Consider the following 15,806-nt stretch of genomic DNA (forward strand, 5'->3'; position numbering starts at 1 on the left):
GACGGCGACGGCGAGATCACGGTCAACGACGCGCTGAAGGCGCTGCGTATCGCCGCGAGACTCGCGGAGTCAACTCCCGAAGCGCTTGAGATCGGCGATACCGACGGCGACGGCGATATCACGGTCAACGACGCGCTGAAGATTCTCCGCGTCGCCGCGAAGCTGGCTGACGAAAGCAGCCTCGGATAATCCCGCGAAAGAGAAATATCACACACCCGAAAGGGCGGCGTTAGCGCCGCCCTTTCTTTTTATGCGGTTCCGCCGCGACGGATTACGAACGCGTGATATTTCAAAGGGGGTTTCCGCGGCTGCGGTGAAACCGCGAAACCGCGGTTTTACGCGATTTATGTGCGCGGACTTAAATTTTTGCTTGATTTTTTGACAAACGGATGATATTATAATATTCGTGAGTGTTTAGCACTTCAAAAACCATCGGGAGGAGAATTAAGTATGAAAAAACTGTTGTCAGCGTTGCTCGCGACGATATTCGTTCTGACCGCCTTCGGCGTGTCGACGATATTCGGCGGAGTTATCAGCGCCGGGGCGTTCTATGACTATTACGTCTACGATTCCATACCCGGCTTCTCGATCTATACCGACGCGGAGCTCGCCATGATTCAGAACAGCTACGTCAGCGCCGGCGTGAACGAAACGATCGACGGCGTCGGCCCGGTCGTTACGTGGACGCGCACTAGCTCCAACGCGTGGGGCGGCCTTGAAATCTACGGCGCTTACGCCCGCAACCTGAAGAAGGGCAACCACAAAGACACGAGTATAAACGGCGATATGCCCGACGCGACATGGGCGGCGAAGGACACCATCAACGGCAAGACGGTCGTCGGCGACAAGTCCTTCGCGGATCAGGACGGTATCGTTTTCTGGGTCGGCCTGAACGGCCAGCCCTTCACCGGAAAGGTCAGCGTGCGCCTCTGGCAGGTCCCCTGCTGCGGTCCGTTCTTCATAAATGAAGTCGACACCGATACGGGCGACCATACCGCCGAAGAGCTTGCGGACTTCGGAACCGGCTTCCAGTATTGTTCGAGAAGCGTGCAGGTCGACCAGTACGGTTATGCGCATTTCGAATTCAAGACCGACTTCTATCAGGCCGACTGGTGGAGCGTCGACGACGAAGGCATTGCGCGTCAGGGCGATATTTACAACGGCGGTCAGCCGAACTACTGGCCCGTTCCGGAATCGAAGATAGCGCAGATAAGCGGACTTTCCTTCTCGTTTGACAACACCTCCGTTGGAGACAGGATCTCCGTCGGCGATATCAGAATGTTTCACGATTCGCGCATACACCTCGACGGGCTTGACGAGGTCATGTCCGAATACGACGCGCTCAACCCCGAGGCGTACACCGAGTCGAGCTACGAGGCCGCTACCGACGCGTACCTCGAGGCGTATGAAGTCGTGAACGACCCCAACGTTGTAGAGCACTATTCCCAGAAGCAGATCAACAATATCACTGCGAAGCTGAGAAACGCGCTCAAAGAACTCGAGCCGATGTTCAAGGTCAAGAGCACGACGGTCGCGATCAACGGCTTTGACGTGCTTACCGACGACGACGTCGACGTGATCAACGACGGCGGAGCCGCGTTCGACGCCGCAATGCTGACCGACGAATTCGTGCCCGAGGGAGACGTCAATCAGAGCGTTTACGTTATAGGCGGCGCGTTCGACGGCGACCCCTCCTACGGCTGGAGCCGTTTCACCACCTCCAGACTGAACGACGACGAAGAGGTCGAGGCGGTCAATAACGTTTTCGGCGCCGACAACCTCGACGAGTCCGCGGGACTTCGCTTCTGGATCAAGTACGGCGAAAACTATACTCCCGCGCCCACCGATATGATCGTCGGCGTCGGCAGCAGCACGGACGGAGTTTACTTCGAGTGCGACCCCGCCGGTCTGGAACTTCCCGAGAGCGAAGGCTACGTCGGCATCGCGTGGAACGCGTTTTACGACTATGAAGGCGACGCGGAGATATACGACTATCTCGCCAGTCTTGACTATATAACCATCGGCATCGAAGGCTGCTATCAGAAGGAGTTCTACCTTTCCGATCTACACGCGTTCGAGTGGAACATAAACAACGCGTCTTTCGAAGCGATGGACAGGAAGATCGTTGACGCTCAGGACTATATGGCTACTCTTAACAGAGACGACTGGTCCGTCCGTTCCTGGCAGCGCGTCGAGCAGGCGATCGAAGCCGCCCGCGCTCTGCACGACGTCTACGCCGTTACCCAGCAGGAGGTCGACGGGGCGACGGATCACATCAATCGCTGCCTCAACTGGCTGACTCCGAGAGGAGTTACCCCGACTCAGGACGAGATAGACGCGCTTGAAGCCGCGTATTACAACGCGCTGACCTACTGGCGCGGCAACTACACCGGCAGAAGTTACGTAACGCTGAAGGCCGCCATCGACGAGGTTTCGGAGTACATCAACGACGAGCTCAGCTCCACCGCATGCGTAGAGCTCACGAATAAGCTCACTTCCGCGGTCGCCGGACTCATTCCGATAACCCACGGCGGCTTCGTCGCTCCCACTCAGGCGACCGACACCGGCGGCAATCCGGTAACCGTCAAGCTTTTCAGCCTCGAAGACTTCTCGAGCAACAGAGATTTCAACAGGGCGAACGGCCACCGTGTTGAAAACGTCGGCTACGACCTCGTCACCTCTTCGACGTCCGTCGCGCTGCCCGCGAAGGCGCTGAGAATGACCGCGCAGGCGGACCGCTCCTCCAAGCACACCGACCAGCACGGCGCGATGCAGTTCAAGCTTGCGAATTACACCTGCGACCCCATTCATAAAGACGTCATTACGGAAGACGGCAACCAGATCGGCGGCTCGATAGGCGACCTTTCCGGCACCGCAGGTATCCGCATCTGGGTCGGCGTGAACGACGTGACTCTGGCGCAGAACGCGTACTTCCGCTTCGGCGTTTCCAACTGCCAGGAAGGCCCGCTCTTTGAGCGCCACGCCGTCAATATCCCGTTCCCGGCGTCCGGCAGCGGCTGGATCTACATTCCGTGGGAATGCTTCGATTACTACGACGACTGGACCAAGGGCGTCGAGATCAATCTTGCCGAGATACGCTTCATAATCATCCGCGTCGACGGCGTGGTCCCGCAGGGACTTGAAGTCTACGCGACCTGCGTTGCCGCTTATACCGATCAGGTCAACTCGACGAACGCGGTCCCGACCGTCAGCAACGTTACCGAGGGACAGACGATCGACGTCGCGGGCGGCTCCTTCATCCCGAAGTGGGACGTCGGCGCCGCGACGCTGAACGGCAAGCGCTACGTTGCGGGCGCTCCGATAACCGCCAACGACAGCTATAAGCTGACCGTCACCAACGGAGATAAGCAGACGGAAGTCAACTTCACCGTGACGGGCGGCGTCGCAGCCGACGCTCTGCCCATCGTTACCGGTGTGGAAAACAACGGAAGTTACAGCGAACCCGTAACGATCAACTGGGACGTCGGCACGGCGACTCTGAACGGCGACGCCATCGAGAAGGGCGCGACAGTTTCCGAGCCCGGGAAATACCTCCTTGAGGTAGTCAACGGCACCAAGTCGGTCTCCATTCGCTTTGAGATCGCCGGCGAAGAGCCTCCCGCGGTCAAGAAGGGCGATATGGACGGCGACGGCGAGATCACGGTCAACGACGCGCTGAAGGCGCTGCGTATCGCCGCGAGACTCGCGGAGTCAACTCCCGAAGCGCTTGAGATCGGCGACGTCGACGGCGACGGCGATATCACGGTCAACGACGCGCTGAAGATCCTCCGCGTCGCCGCGAAGCTCGCTGACGAAGGCAGCCTCGGATAAAAGCGGGTTTTGCGCCGGCCGGCGCCAAAGGATTGCCCGCGAACAACAGAATTGCAAACGGCCCTCTCAAGTCTGAGAGGGCCGTTTTTTGCGCCGTCGGCGAAGGCAAAATAACACAATAAACCCCGCCGTTTTCACAAAGTTTTCGGCATATTGCATCTTGACTTTGCGGGGCAAAAGCGGTAGAATATTATCATCAATATATAATGGCAGAAAATTGGAGGAATTCAGCTTGAACTGGACATCTTTGAACGTTCTCAGAGAGCAGTATCTGAGCTTTTTTGAGAGTAAAGGACACACACGTCTCGAAAGCGCGAGCCTCATCCCGAAGGATGATCCGTCGCTGCTTCTTACTAACGCCGGAATGGCGCCTCTTAAAAAATACTTTACCGGCGAGGCGAAGCTGCCGGGCAACCGCGCCTGCTCCTGCCAGAAGTGCATCCGCACGCCCGATATCGAGCGCGTCGGCAAGACGAGCCGCCACGGCACCTTCTTCGAGATGCTGGGCAACTTCTCCTTCGGCGACTACTTCAAGAAGGAAGCGACCGCCTGGGCGTGGGAGTTCTGCACCAAGGTTCTGGAGCTGCCGGTGGACAAGCTCTACGTCAGCGTTTTCGAGAGCGACGACGAGGCCTACGACATCTGGACTCAGCAGGTGGGCGTCGCGCCCGACCACATGGTGCGCCTCGGCAGAGAGGATAACTTCTGGGAGCACGGCAAAGGCCCCTGCGGCCCCTGCTCCGAGATATACTTCGACCGCGGGCCCGAAAAGGGCTGCGGCAAGCCGGACTGCCACGTCGGCTGCGACTGCGACCGCTACGTCGAGTTCTGGAACCTCGTTTTCACTCAGTTCGATTCCGACGGCGCCGGCCACTACGCCGAGCTGAAGTCGAAGAACATAGATACCGGAATGGGCCTCGAGCGTATCGCCTGCATCATGCAGGGAGTCGATAACCTTTTCGAGGTCGACACGATAAAGAACATCATGGCGAAGGTCTCCGAGATCGCCGGCGTGAAGTATCACGAGAACGAGAAGTCCGACGTCTCGCTCCGCGTCATCACCGACCACATCAGGAGCACCGTCTTCATGCTCGCCGACGGCGTAACGCTCTCCAACGAGGGCAGGGGATACGTCCTCCGCCGCCTGCTCCGCCGCGCCGCCAGACACGGCAAGCTGCTGGGCATCAACGAGCCCTTCCTTTACAAGATCTGCGACACCGTCGCGCACGAGAGCGGCGGCGCCTACCCCGTGCTCATCGCGAAGAACGAGTATATCAAGGACGTGATCAAGTCCGAAGAGGAACGCTTTGCGGAAACGATAGACAAGGGCCTCGAGCTGCTTGACGGACTTACCGCCGAGAACGGCGTCATTTCCGGCGCCGACGCGTTCAGACTTTACGATACTTACGGATTCCCGCTTGACCTTACCGTCGACATCCTCGCCGAGCGCGGAATGACCGTCGATACCGACGGCTTCGACGCGCTGATGAAGGAACAGAAGGAACGCGCCCGCGCCGCCAGAAGCAGCGACAAGGCGAACTCCTGGGAAGCGGGCGGCTCCGCCGATTCCGCCGCGGCCGCGACCGAGTTCCTCGGCTACGAAACCACCGAGACGGAAGCGACCGTCCTCGCCGTGCGCGAGCAGGAGAAGGGCGCGATCATAGTGCTTGACCGCACGCCCTTCTACGCCGAGAGCGGCGGACAGGTCGGCGACACAGGCGTCATCACCGGCGCGAACGGTTCCGTAAAGGTGACCGACTGCCGCAAGACTCCCAACGGCGGCTTCCTGCACTTCGCGGAGAGCGCGGACGGCATCGCCGTCGGCGACAAGGTCACCGCGACGGTGGATAAAGACCGCCGTGACGCGATCCGCCGCAACCACTCCTCCGCGCATCTGCTTCAGGCCGCGCTCCGCGCCGTTCTGGGCGACCACATTTCGCAGGCGGGCAGCTACGTCGACGAGCACCGCATGCGCTTCGACTTCACCCACAACCGCGCCCTGACTCCCGAGCAGATCGAGCAGGTCGAGGCGATGGTAAACGCCGAGATCGGCAAGGCTCTGCCGGTCAACACCGAGGTAATGAGCATCGAACAGGCGAAGCAGAGCGGCGCGATCGCTCTCTTCGACGAAAAATACGGAGACTCCGTCCGCGTCGTCGCGATGGGCGATTTCTCCAAGGAGTTCTGCGGCGGCACGCACGTCGCCAACACCTCCGAGGTTGGCTCCTTCCGCATTGTTTCGGAAACCGCAGTCGCCGCCGGAGTCAGAAGGATCGAGGCCGCGACCGGCTTTAACGTGCTGGCGCTGCTGAAGGAAAAAGAAGCGATCATCGCGCAGGCGGAGGAGATACTCAAGTCCGGCGCGAAGGAGCTGCTCGGCAAGCTCGCCTCCGTCGTGGAGGAAAACAAGCGCCTGAGCAAGGAGCTCGCCGCCGAGAAGGCGAAGTCCGCCGCGTCCGGCGTCGACGGCCTGCTCGCGAAGGCGTGCGAAAAGGGCGGTTGCCGCCTGCTGACCGAGAAGCTCGGCGAGATCGAGCCCGATGCGCTCCGCACCATCGGCGACGCGCTGAAGGATAAATGCCCCGATATCGTCGCCGTCCTGGTCGGCGAAAACGGCGGCAAGTCGGTCATGTCCGTCGTCTGCGGCTCCGAGGCCGTCAAGAAGGGCGCGAACGCCGGCGCCATAGTCAAGAAGCTCGCCGCGATATGCGGCGGCGGAGGCGGCGGCAGACCGGACAGCGCAATGGCCGGTATCCGAGACGTTTCCAAACTCGACGAAGCGTTCAAAGCGGCGCTCGACTGATCAAGTACCCTCCGCGCATCCGCGGAGTATTATGAAACGGAGGAGAATTATGGATTGCCTGTTCTGCAAAATAATCGCCGGCGAGATCCCCTCGGCTAAGGTCTACGAAAACGACAAGGTCTACGCCTTCCGCGACATAAATCCCCAGGCGCCTACGCACGTTCTCATCGTCCCGAAGCGGCACCTCGCCGACGCGAGCGAGCTGACGGGCGAGAACGCCGCCGTTGCCGCCGATATCTTCGCCGCCGCCGCCGAAATCGCGGCCGCCGAAGGTCTTACAAACGGCTTCCGCGTCGTAACCAACTGCGGCGACGACGCCTGCCAGTCGGTTCACCATCTCCACTTCCACCTGCTCGGCGGGACGAAGATGGCAGAAAAAATGTCATAATTAAAATTATCATAAAAAGGAGTTGTCTGAAATGACGAAGAACAAGAAGCTTTTGGCGTGGCTCGACGAAATGGTTGAGCTCAACGCTCCCGACAAGGTGGTCTGGATCGACGGATCCGAGGAGCAGATCGAAGAACTGCGCGCTACCGCCTGCAAGACCGGTGAGATGGAAAAGCTCAACGAGGAAATGCTGCCCGGCTGCTACCTGCACCGCACGGCGATCAACGACGTCGCGCGCGTCGAGGGCAGGACCTTCATCTGCACCACCGATCGCGAAGAGGCCGGCGCCACCAACAACTGGATGTCCCCCAAGGAGACCTACGAGAAGCTGTATAAGCTCTACAAGGGCTCGATGAAGGGCAGAACGATGTACGTCATCCCGTATTCCATGGGCATCGTCGGCAGCGAATTCGCCAAGAACGGCATTGAGCTTACCGACTCCATCTACGTCGTGCTGAATATGTGCATCATGACGAGAGTCGGCACCGACGTCCTCGAGTCCATCGGCGACGACGGCGACTTCGTCAAGGGAATGCACTCCCGCGCCGACATGAACGAGGAAGAGCGCTACATCTGCCAGCTTCCCGAAGACAACACCATCTTGTCCGTCAACAGCGGCTACGGCGGAAACGTCCTGCTGGGCAAGAAGTGCTTCGCGCTCCGCATCGCCTCCGTCCTCGCGCGTGACGAGGGCTGGATGGCCGAGCATATGCTCATCCTCGGCATCGAGGATCCGCAGGGCAACGTCAAATACGTCACCGCCGCCTTCCCCTCCGCCTGCGGCAAGACGAACCTCGCCATGCTCATCCCGCCGGAATACTACGCCTCCAAGGGTTATAAGGTCTGGTGCGTAGGCGACGACATCGCCTGGCTCCGCATCGGCGAAGACGGCAGACTCTGGGCGGTCAACCCCGAAAACGGCTTCTTCGGCGTCGCCCCCGGCACGAGCGAAAAGACCAACCCCAACGCCCTCGCCGCCACGAGAAAGGGCACGATTTTCACCAACGTCTGCCATAACCTCGACAACAACACGGTCTGGTGGGAAGGCCTCGACAAGAACCCGCCCGAGCACGCCGTCGACTGGAAGGGCAACCCCTGGAACGGCAAGACCGCCACGGAGAAGGGCGCTCATCCGAACAGCCGCTTCACCGCTCCGGCAGTCAACTGCCCCTGCCTGTCCAAAGAGTTCTATAACCCGAAGGGCGTGCCGATTTCCGCTATCATCTTCGGCGGACGCCGCGCCAAGACCGCTCCGCTGGTGTACCAGTCCAGAAACTGGCAGCACGGCGTATATATGGGCTCCGCCATGGCGAGCGAAACGACCGCGGCCGCTTCCGGCGCCGTCGGCGTCGTCCGCCGCGATCCTATGGCGATGCTGCCCTTCTGCGGCTACAATATGGGTGATTACTTCGCTCACTGGCTCGAAATGGGCAAAAAGATCCCCAACCCGCCCAAGATCTTCAACGTCAACTGGTTCCGCACCGATGACGAAGGCCACTTCATCTGGCCCGGCTACGGCGACAATATGCGCGTGCTGATGTGGATCCTTGCCCGCTGCGAAGACAAGATCGGCGCTCAGGAGACCGCGATCGGTTACCTGCCGAACCCCGAGGACATCGAGATCGAAGGCCTTGAAGGCATCACCGTCGATACCATCAGGAACCTGCTTTCCGTCGACGCGGACCTGTGGCTGCAGGACGCTGACGGCGTCGAGGAGTTCTACAAGAAGATCGACAGCGTCGGCAACCGTATGCCGAAGGAGCTGTACGACGAGCTCGCCGGACTCCGCGAGAGACTCGGCAAATAATGACGAAACGGCGTTCCCCGCTCCGTGGAAGCGGGGCGGGGAACGTATATACCGCGCGGCGGTCAATACTATGACGGGAGCTTAATTATGGAAAGACTCGACAAGATCAACTACTACCTTGACATAGCCGAAACGGTTTCCAAGCGTGGCACCTGCCTTCGCCGCAATTTCGGGGCGATAATCGTCAATTTCGATCAGATAATCTCCACCGGATACGTCGGCGCGCCCCGCGGCAGAAAGAACTGCTGCGACATCGGCCACTGCGTCAGGGACGAGATGAACGTACCGAGAGGAGAGCGCTACGAGCTCTGCCGCTCGGTCCATGCGGAGATGAACGCGATCATATCCGCTTCCCGCGATTCCATGATCGGCTCGACGATGTACCTCGTCGGCACCGAGAACGACGGCAGTTACGTCGAGAACGCCTCCCCGTGCTCGCTCTGCAAGCGTATGATAATCAACGCCGGCATCGAACGCGTCGTTATCAGAAACACAAAGAATACTTACACCTGCATAAAGACTGAGGACTGGATAGCCAACGACGACAGCCTCGAAGGCAGAGCCGGCTATTGATGCTCCGCGAAAGGTAAGGCATTGGATAAGAAGGAACTGAAATTCAAAAAAGCGATCGTCTTTGCGCTTTCGATAACGCTGACGCTCGCCATAGTTTTCAGCGGGCTGACGTTTCTGCTTTACGGCCCGTATTCCTACGTGCGCGATTATATAATCACCTCGGCGATGACTACGCTGAACCACCAGTGGATCGCGACGATGCTCTACGACGAGCAGCAGATTGACGCGGTGATGCGCGCGAACACGGTTATCGAGCTGGGTGAGACGACCGACATAGGCATGATAAATATCGGCAGCGCGTCATGGCCCGGCAGAAACGCAAAGCCTACCATCAAGGAAGCGGAAGTCAAGTACGCCGACGACGACGTAATAGTCGAGGAGTTCAAATTCAGCACCTTCAAGGGCTGGATGATGCTCGTGCGCGATCCTAAAAAGGTCGATCTCGGCATAGCCAAGGATATCGGCGTAAAGGGCGAGCGCCTCAGAGAAATGGCGAAGCGCCTCGGCGGCTTTGCCGCGATAAACGCCAGCGGCTTTGCCGATCCCGGTTACGTCGGCAACGGCGGTACCGTCGTCGGGCTCGTTATCAGCGACGGCGAGGTCATCCACGGCGGCATTTCAAAAAAGCAGGGCATCATCGGATTTGATAAAAACGGCGTTCTGATAGTCGGCGAATTCCCGCGTGAAGAGATCGAGAAGATGGAGCTGCGCGACGCGGTCGAGTTCCGGCCGTTCCTGATAGTCAACGGCGAGCTCGCGACGATCAAGGGCAACGGCGGATGGGGAATGGCGCCGAGGACCGCGATAGGCCAGCGTGCGGACGGCGTGGTGCTTATGCTCGTCATCGAGGGCAGAAACCCGCCCAGCAGTATAGGCGCGACGATGCCGGAGGTGCAGGACCTGATGGTCGCCTACGGCGCGGTCAACGCCGCGAACCTCGACGGCGGCTCATCCAGTTCCATGATACTCAACGATGAGATCCTGAACCTGCCGTCAAGCGGCGAAGGCGAACGCAGAGTTCCCAACGGCTGGATAGTCAAAAAATAGGTCTGACAGAGAAATAATGAAAGATAATCTTACCAACGAAAAATCTTTCGGCAGGACGGTGCTGTCGCTCGTCCTGCCGCTTGCTATACAAAACCTTATCAACGTCGCCGTCAACGGAGCCGACGTATTCATGCTGCAGATGATAAGCGAGACCTCGCTTTCCGCCGCGTCAATGGCGGGTCAGGTCTACTTTATTCTGACGCTGATCCTGTTCGGACTTTCCAGCGGCGCGGCGGTGCTGACCGCGCAGTACTGGGGCAAGCGCGACGTGCGCACCGTGGAGAAGGTCATGGGAATGACCGTGCGCTTCGCGGTAACGGTCAGCATGGTCTTCTTTTTCGTTGCGTTCTGTTTTCCGCGCGCGGTTATGAGCGTGCTTACCGATGTTCCCGCGGTAATAGACGAAGGCGTGCCGTATCTGCGGATAATGGCGTGCTCCTATCCGATAACGGCGGTAACGATAATCTGCCTTAACGTTCTGCGCACCGTCGAAAAGGTGAACATCTCCACGGCGGTATATTTGCTCTCGCTGTTTACGAATATCGGATTGAACCTCTGCTTCATCAAGGGCTGGCTCGGCTTCCCGCGGATAGGAATCGCGGGAGTCGCGATAGCGACCGTCTCCGCCCGCCTGCTCGAAATAGTCATCACGCTCGTTTACGTGCGCAGGCGCAAAAGTCTGGTGCGGCTGCGCTTCAAGGACGTATTCAAGCGCAACAAACTGCTGTCGAAGGACTTTCTGCGTTATTCCATGCCGGTCGTGCTGAACGAAATGCTCTGGGGCACGGCGATCTCGCTTTCCGCAACGGTTATCGGGCATCTCGGGCAGGAACCGATAGCCGCGCAGTCGGTCGCGACTACGGTGCGCCAGCTCGCCATGGTCGTCGTTTTCGGCATCGCCAACGCCACGGCGATCATCGTCGGCAAGGAGATCGGAGCCGGCCGCGTCGAACGTGCGAAAACCTATTCGCGCAAGCTTATGCGCTTCAGTCTGGCTGCGGGAGTATGCGGCGCGGCGCTCATGTTCGGGCTTCACTCGGCGATACCCTCGGTTATGGGGAATCTATCCGACCTCGCCGCGGAATACCTGAGATTCATGCTGCTTGCGATGTCGGTCTACGTCGTCTTCTCGTCCGTTTCCGCAACGGGTATAGTAGGAGTCTTCCGCGCCGGAGGCGATACCCGCATGGGACTGCTGCTGGACGTCGGTACGCTCTGGTTCATATGCCTGCCGCTCGGATTTCTGGCGGCATTCGTCTGGAACCTTGACGTGAAGTGGGTGTTTATTATACTTATCAGCGACGAGCTGCTTAAGTTCCCGATAGTATTGTGGAGATTCAGCTCCATGAAGTGGTTGAACAACGTCACACGCGACGAGGTGACGGAACAGAACAAGGAGGAAGCTGATGAAGGGGCGAGAACTGCTTGACGCGCTTCAAACCGCGCTGCGCTTGAAGGACGCGACGCGCCATTGTTATACGGCCGGCGGACGCCGCGAGAGCGTCGCGGAGCACAGCTGGTCAGCCGCGCTGACGGCGTATTTCATAAAGGACGAATTCCCCGGCGTCGATACGGATAAGGTGATAAAGATGTGTCTCATTCACGACATCGGAGAGGCGTTCACGGGCGATATTCCGAGCTTCGATAAAACGGAAGCGGACGAAATAACAGAGGAGCGCATGCTCGCGGACTGGGTGAAGACGCTGCCGCCGGAGCTTTGCGCGGAGCTGACGGCGCTTTACGCGGAGATGAACGCGATGGAAACCCCCGAGGCGCGCCTGTATAAGGCGATCGACGGCTTCGACGCGGTTATACAGCATAATCTTTCCGATCTCTCCACCTGGATACCGAAGGAGTACGAGCTGAACAAAACCTACGCGGAGGACCGCTGCGGCGACAGCGAATTCCTTAAGGAACTGCGCCGTGAGATGAGAGCGGACACCGAGAAGAAAATCGCGGATTGACGGAAAGAAAAAACAGAGATAAAAAACGGACGGCCGCCGGGCCGTCCGTTTTTGCGTGCGCGGGTTTATCAGAGGGAGTCTGCGAGTTTCGCCGCGACGCGGAGGATCGCAAGCGCGTCGTTGACGGCGATCGTGCCGTCGCCGTCAATATCGCCTATGAGCAGCGCTTCGGGCGTTTCGGGGACCAGCTTCGCGGCGATACGGAGCGCGGAAAGGGCGTCGTTTACGGTGATCTGTTTGTCGCCGTCGAAGTCGCCCTTCATTATATCGGGCTCGTCGCTGCCTTCAACGAGGCCTTCCGCGGCTTCCGCAACGGCCTGCGCCGCGGCGTCGATCGCGCTCTGCGCGGAGTACGGATTCGCCTTGACCGCGTTCGCGTTTTTCAGCGCTTCGGCGTAGGGAGAGTAGCTCTCGGCGGTGTACGCCGTTTCGTCATAGAACGGCAGCGCCTCGAGCGCGGAGAAGTCGGCGCTTTCGGGCAGCAGTTCGGGGAGCCGCCAGCCGGAGACGCCGGAGTTAAAATCCTGCACTCCGTGTATCGCCATAACGGACGACGAATCGGAGCTTATCGCGACGGTGTTATACCAGGTGCTTCCGAGCGTATCGTCGCGCAGCAGCGCGAGCGGAAGCCCGTCGGAGGCGCGGTAGACGCCGATCCTGCCATCGGTGCCGCCGAGCAGCAGCAGGCGTCCGTCGAGCGAGTAGACGGCGGTGGTGACGGCGAGCCTGCCGAGGCAGGGGCGCGCGGCGAGCCGTCCGGTCGCAGTATCGTAAACTCTGGCGCAGGAGTCGCCGCAGGCGGCGGCGAGCCGCGTCCCGTCGGGCGAGAGGGTTATTTTGAATATCTCGTCCGCGCAGGTCGCGAGATCCGATACCTCGCCGGTCTCAACGTCGAATTTGTATATCCTCTTCTCGCCGTCGGAGGCGTAGAGCGTTTTGGAGTCTGGGGAGAAGACGAGCGAGATGACTCTGCCTTCCGCAGTGAAGCCGCCGAGGTCGGCGTCGGAAGCGGAACGCACCCGCACGACGCCGTCGTAGCAGCCGTAGGCGTAGCTGTCGTCGGTGGCGACGGCGATGGAATCCACCCAGCTGTCGAGCGGCTCGTTGGAAAGCTCCTGAAGCGTCTCTCCGTCGAAGATGCGGAAATAGTTGCAGTAGCCGTTGCTGTTCTCGTTGGGTATGCCGCCGTAGTAGCAGCGGCTGCCGTCGCTGTTCAGCGCGACGGTCGGGAACGCGGATTGAGCGGTTACCGTTACGGGATTTTCAAAGGCGGGGTCGATCGCGCAGAGCTTCGTCTGCCTGCCGAAGACGATACGGCTTGCGTCGCCGGAGAGCGCGCAGGACATCGACCAGCCGGAGCCGGTCAGCGTGCGGTTGGACAGCTCTCTGAAATCCCTGAGGTCATACGTTCTCGCGTAGGTGGCGCCGTTGCAGTAGACGAGCAGGTCGTGCTCCGATGAGAAGGCGCCTTCGTGCGCGGGTGACCATATTACGCGGTAGGAGTCGGGCACGCTCGCTTCGTAGAGGTAGGGCAGATCGTCGGCGGGTTTCGCGTGGATATCGCTCTTGTAGTATCTGACGTAGTCGATGATGAAAGACGCCTCGTCCGGCATACCTTCAGGCAGGAGGTTGTTTCCCGGACCTTCTATGCCGGTGCCGAGTATGAGGAAATAGGGGTTTTCCTGAAGCGCGTTGCGCTTCGCGGGCGTGTCTATGGGTACCGTCAGATAAAGCGTGTCGTCGAAATACCAGCGCATCTGGTCATTTTCCCATTCTATCGCGTAGATGTGGTATTTCTCGGCCAGCTTCTCGACGTGAGTCAGAATGTTATAGTCGTGCCAGCCGCCCTCTTCAACGTGCTCACCGTTGTCGCCGGAGTAGTGGAATGTCGCGATCGAACTGCGTTCGCCCCACCAGTCTCCGCCGTCCGCGCCGGAGCCGACCATCTCAACGATGTCGATCTCGCCGCTTCGCGGCCAGATGTCGTCGTCGCCCATCGCCCAGAAGGCGGGCCAGATCTTGCGTCCCTCCGGCAGCTTCGCGCGCATTTCTATCCTGCCCTGCGTGAAGTGGAGCTTGTCCTCGGTCGAGAGGAATCCGCTCGTAGCGTGGTAGCCCATATATTCCTCTTTTATCGTTTTGATGACGAGGTTTCCGTCTTCGATATAGACGTTGTTCGGGCTGTCGCGGTTGAACATCGGCTCGGTATCGCTGCCGCGGTTTTTCGAGTTCGCGACGAACCAGACGCTGCGGTCGAGCGTGTCGAATTCGTCGCTCCAGGTCATCGTCCAGTCGTTGCCGCTGACTTCGAGGATATCGAAGTATCTGGTCGCGGAGCTTGAAGATAAAAGGAGCGGCTTCGTCGCGTTGTAGCCGATCTTGCATAAGCCGGAAACGTAGAAGCTGAAGCCCTTCGCTTTGCTGAACGAGCAGGACCATTTCTGCGTGTCGTTCGTGTAGTCGGGGACTCTGGCTTCGAGCTCCATCAGGTCGCTGTTGACTTTTTGGATCGCCGCCGCATATCTCTTGTTGACTATACGGAAGCGCGATACCATGACGGGATCGCGGCATATCTGCCAGAGCTGCGCGTCGTCGCCCTCCGCGCTTTCCGCGAAAGCGAGCTGTCTGTTGTCGGAAGCAGTCGGCGTTATGGTCAGCGCCATATTGCTTCCGCGCTGCAGGATCTTATAAAACCTGTTCGGGTCGAAGCCCAACGAAGTCATTTTCGTTTCCGAATACTCGCGCTCGCCCGCGCCTTCGGCGGAGCCGGAGACGGCGTGCAGGTCGCTGAAGGAAACGAGCGAAGCGCCGGTGAAGGTCAGGGATATATAGTTCAGCGTGCCGTCGAGCGGCGGCGCGCCGAAGCGGTCGAAGGGGAAGAGGTAATAGCTTTCGCCCGCGGTCACGGTAATATCCGAGAGGGTGAAAACGCAGTCGTCCGCGCTGCCGCGTCTGCCGATCTCAAGGTCGAGCGAGGCGTCGGCGTCGGCGCTTATCTTCAGCGCAAAGCCGTCCGCCGTCGGGCAGGGCACGCCGAAAGGCGACGGGCCGGATACGCCTTCGGAGGCGGCGTTGGCGTAGCGGAGCGTACCGCTGCCGGAGAGCGTGACGACGCCGTCGGAAACGGAAACGCTTCCGCGGCGAAGCGGCATACTGCGGATGTCTGCGTCGGTCAGTCCTTCAAAGCCGAGCAGCGGCTCGCGCGTGTAGTTTTCAAGCGGAGCGAGCGCGTCAATAGCGGCACGAAGGGCGGCGGCTTCGCCGTTGTCGGTGCGTCCGGACTGAATGACAGCCTGTGCTTTGTCATAGCAGTCGCGAAGCAGGTTTCCGCTTTGCGCCGTATACATACCGTAAAGCTCTCTGCCCGCGGCGGCGATCGCGTCGTCGAGGGAA

Annotated in this window: 10 protein-coding genes; 9 read left to right on the forward strand and 1 reads right to left on the reverse strand. The window is 59.6% G+C overall.

What is annotated here, in order from left to right:
• From J5441_07050 to J5441_07090, 9 genes are all read left to right on the forward strand, one after another.
• The coding region (locus tag J5441_07050) for a hypothetical protein (GenBank protein ID MBO4934903.1) at positions 1-189 on the forward strand (189 nt) is incomplete at its 5' end.
• Positions 190-450: 261 nt separating this feature from the next.
• Entirely contained in the window at positions 451-3,831 is a 3,381-nt protein-coding gene (locus J5441_07055; protein ID MBO4934904.1) for a hypothetical protein, read from the forward strand.
• Between the two features lie 232 nt (positions 3,832-4,063).
• Positions 4,064-6,634 carry an alanine--tRNA ligase gene (gene alaS / locus J5441_07060; protein ID MBO4934905.1) on the forward strand — a complete coding sequence of 857 codons (2,571 nt, stop codon included), beginning with the start codon at positions 4,064-4,066 and terminating at the stop codon, positions 6,632-6,634.
• Positions 6,635-6,683: 49 nt separating this feature from the next.
• On the forward strand, positions 6,684-7,022 hold the full coding sequence (locus tag J5441_07065) for a histidine triad nucleotide-binding protein (GenBank protein MBO4934906.1): 339 nt from the start codon (positions 6,684-6,686) through the stop codon (positions 7,020-7,022).
• A 31-nt stretch (positions 7,023-7,053) separates the two neighbouring features.
• Entirely contained in the window at positions 7,054-8,829 is a 1,776-nt protein-coding gene (locus tag J5441_07070; GenBank protein ID MBO4934907.1) for a phosphoenolpyruvate carboxykinase (GTP), read from the forward strand.
• A gap of 87 nt (positions 8,830-8,916) precedes the next feature.
• Positions 8,917-9,402, forward strand: a complete 486-nt coding sequence (locus J5441_07075; GenBank protein MBO4934908.1) for a cytidine/deoxycytidylate deaminase family protein — start codon at positions 8,917-8,919, stop codon at positions 9,400-9,402.
• A gap of 21 nt (positions 9,403-9,423) precedes the next feature.
• Positions 9,424-10,449 (forward strand): phosphodiester glycosidase family protein, encoded by a 1,026-nt coding sequence (locus J5441_07080; GenBank protein MBO4934909.1) that lies wholly within the window; start codon positions 9,424-9,426, stop codon positions 10,447-10,449.
• Positions 10,450-10,465: 16 nt separating this feature from the next.
• Positions 10,466-11,878, forward strand: coding sequence for an MATE family efflux transporter (locus J5441_07085; protein MBO4934910.1), 1,413 nt, complete (start codon positions 10,466-10,468; stop codon positions 11,876-11,878).
• On the forward strand, positions 11,856-12,413 hold the full coding sequence (locus J5441_07090; protein ID MBO4934911.1) for an HD domain-containing protein: 558 nt from the start codon (positions 11,856-11,858) through the stop codon (positions 12,411-12,413). Before J5441_07085 ends, J5441_07090 begins: the two co-directional genes overlap by 23 nt.
• Before the next feature lie 68 nt (positions 12,414-12,481).
• Here J5441_07090 and J5441_07095 read toward each other — a convergent pair.
• Positions 12,482-15,806: family 16 glycosylhydrolase (locus J5441_07095; protein ID MBO4934912.1), on the reverse strand; the 3,325-nt coding region annotated here is incomplete at its 5' end.

It is taken from the genome of Clostridia bacterium (assembly GCA_017620395.1).
Lineage (GTDB): Bacteria > Bacillota > Clostridia > Oscillospirales > RGIG8002 > RGIG8002.

Excerpts from the sequence above, each read along its gene's own strand:
- J5441_07055 (MBO4934904.1), top strand. The coding sequence starts at position 451 with ATGAAAAAACTGTTGTCAGCGTTGCTCGCGACGATATTCGTTCTGACC.
- J5441_07065 (MBO4934906.1), top strand. The coding sequence starts at position 6,684 with ATGGATTGCCTGTTCTGCAAAATAATCGCCGGCGAGATCCCCTCGGCT.
- J5441_07070 (MBO4934907.1), top strand. The coding sequence starts at position 7,054 with ATGACGAAGAACAAGAAGCTTTTGGCGTGGCTCGACGAAATGGTTGAG.
- J5441_07075 (MBO4934908.1), top strand. The coding sequence starts at position 8,917 with ATGGAAAGACTCGACAAGATCAACTACTACCTTGACATAGCCGAAACG.
- J5441_07085 (MBO4934910.1), top strand. The coding sequence starts at position 10,466 with ATGAAAGATAATCTTACCAACGAAAAATCTTTCGGCAGGACGGTGCTG.
- J5441_07090 (MBO4934911.1), top strand. The coding sequence starts at position 11,856 with ATGAAGGGGCGAGAACTGCTTGACGCGCTTCAAACCGCGCTGCGCTTG.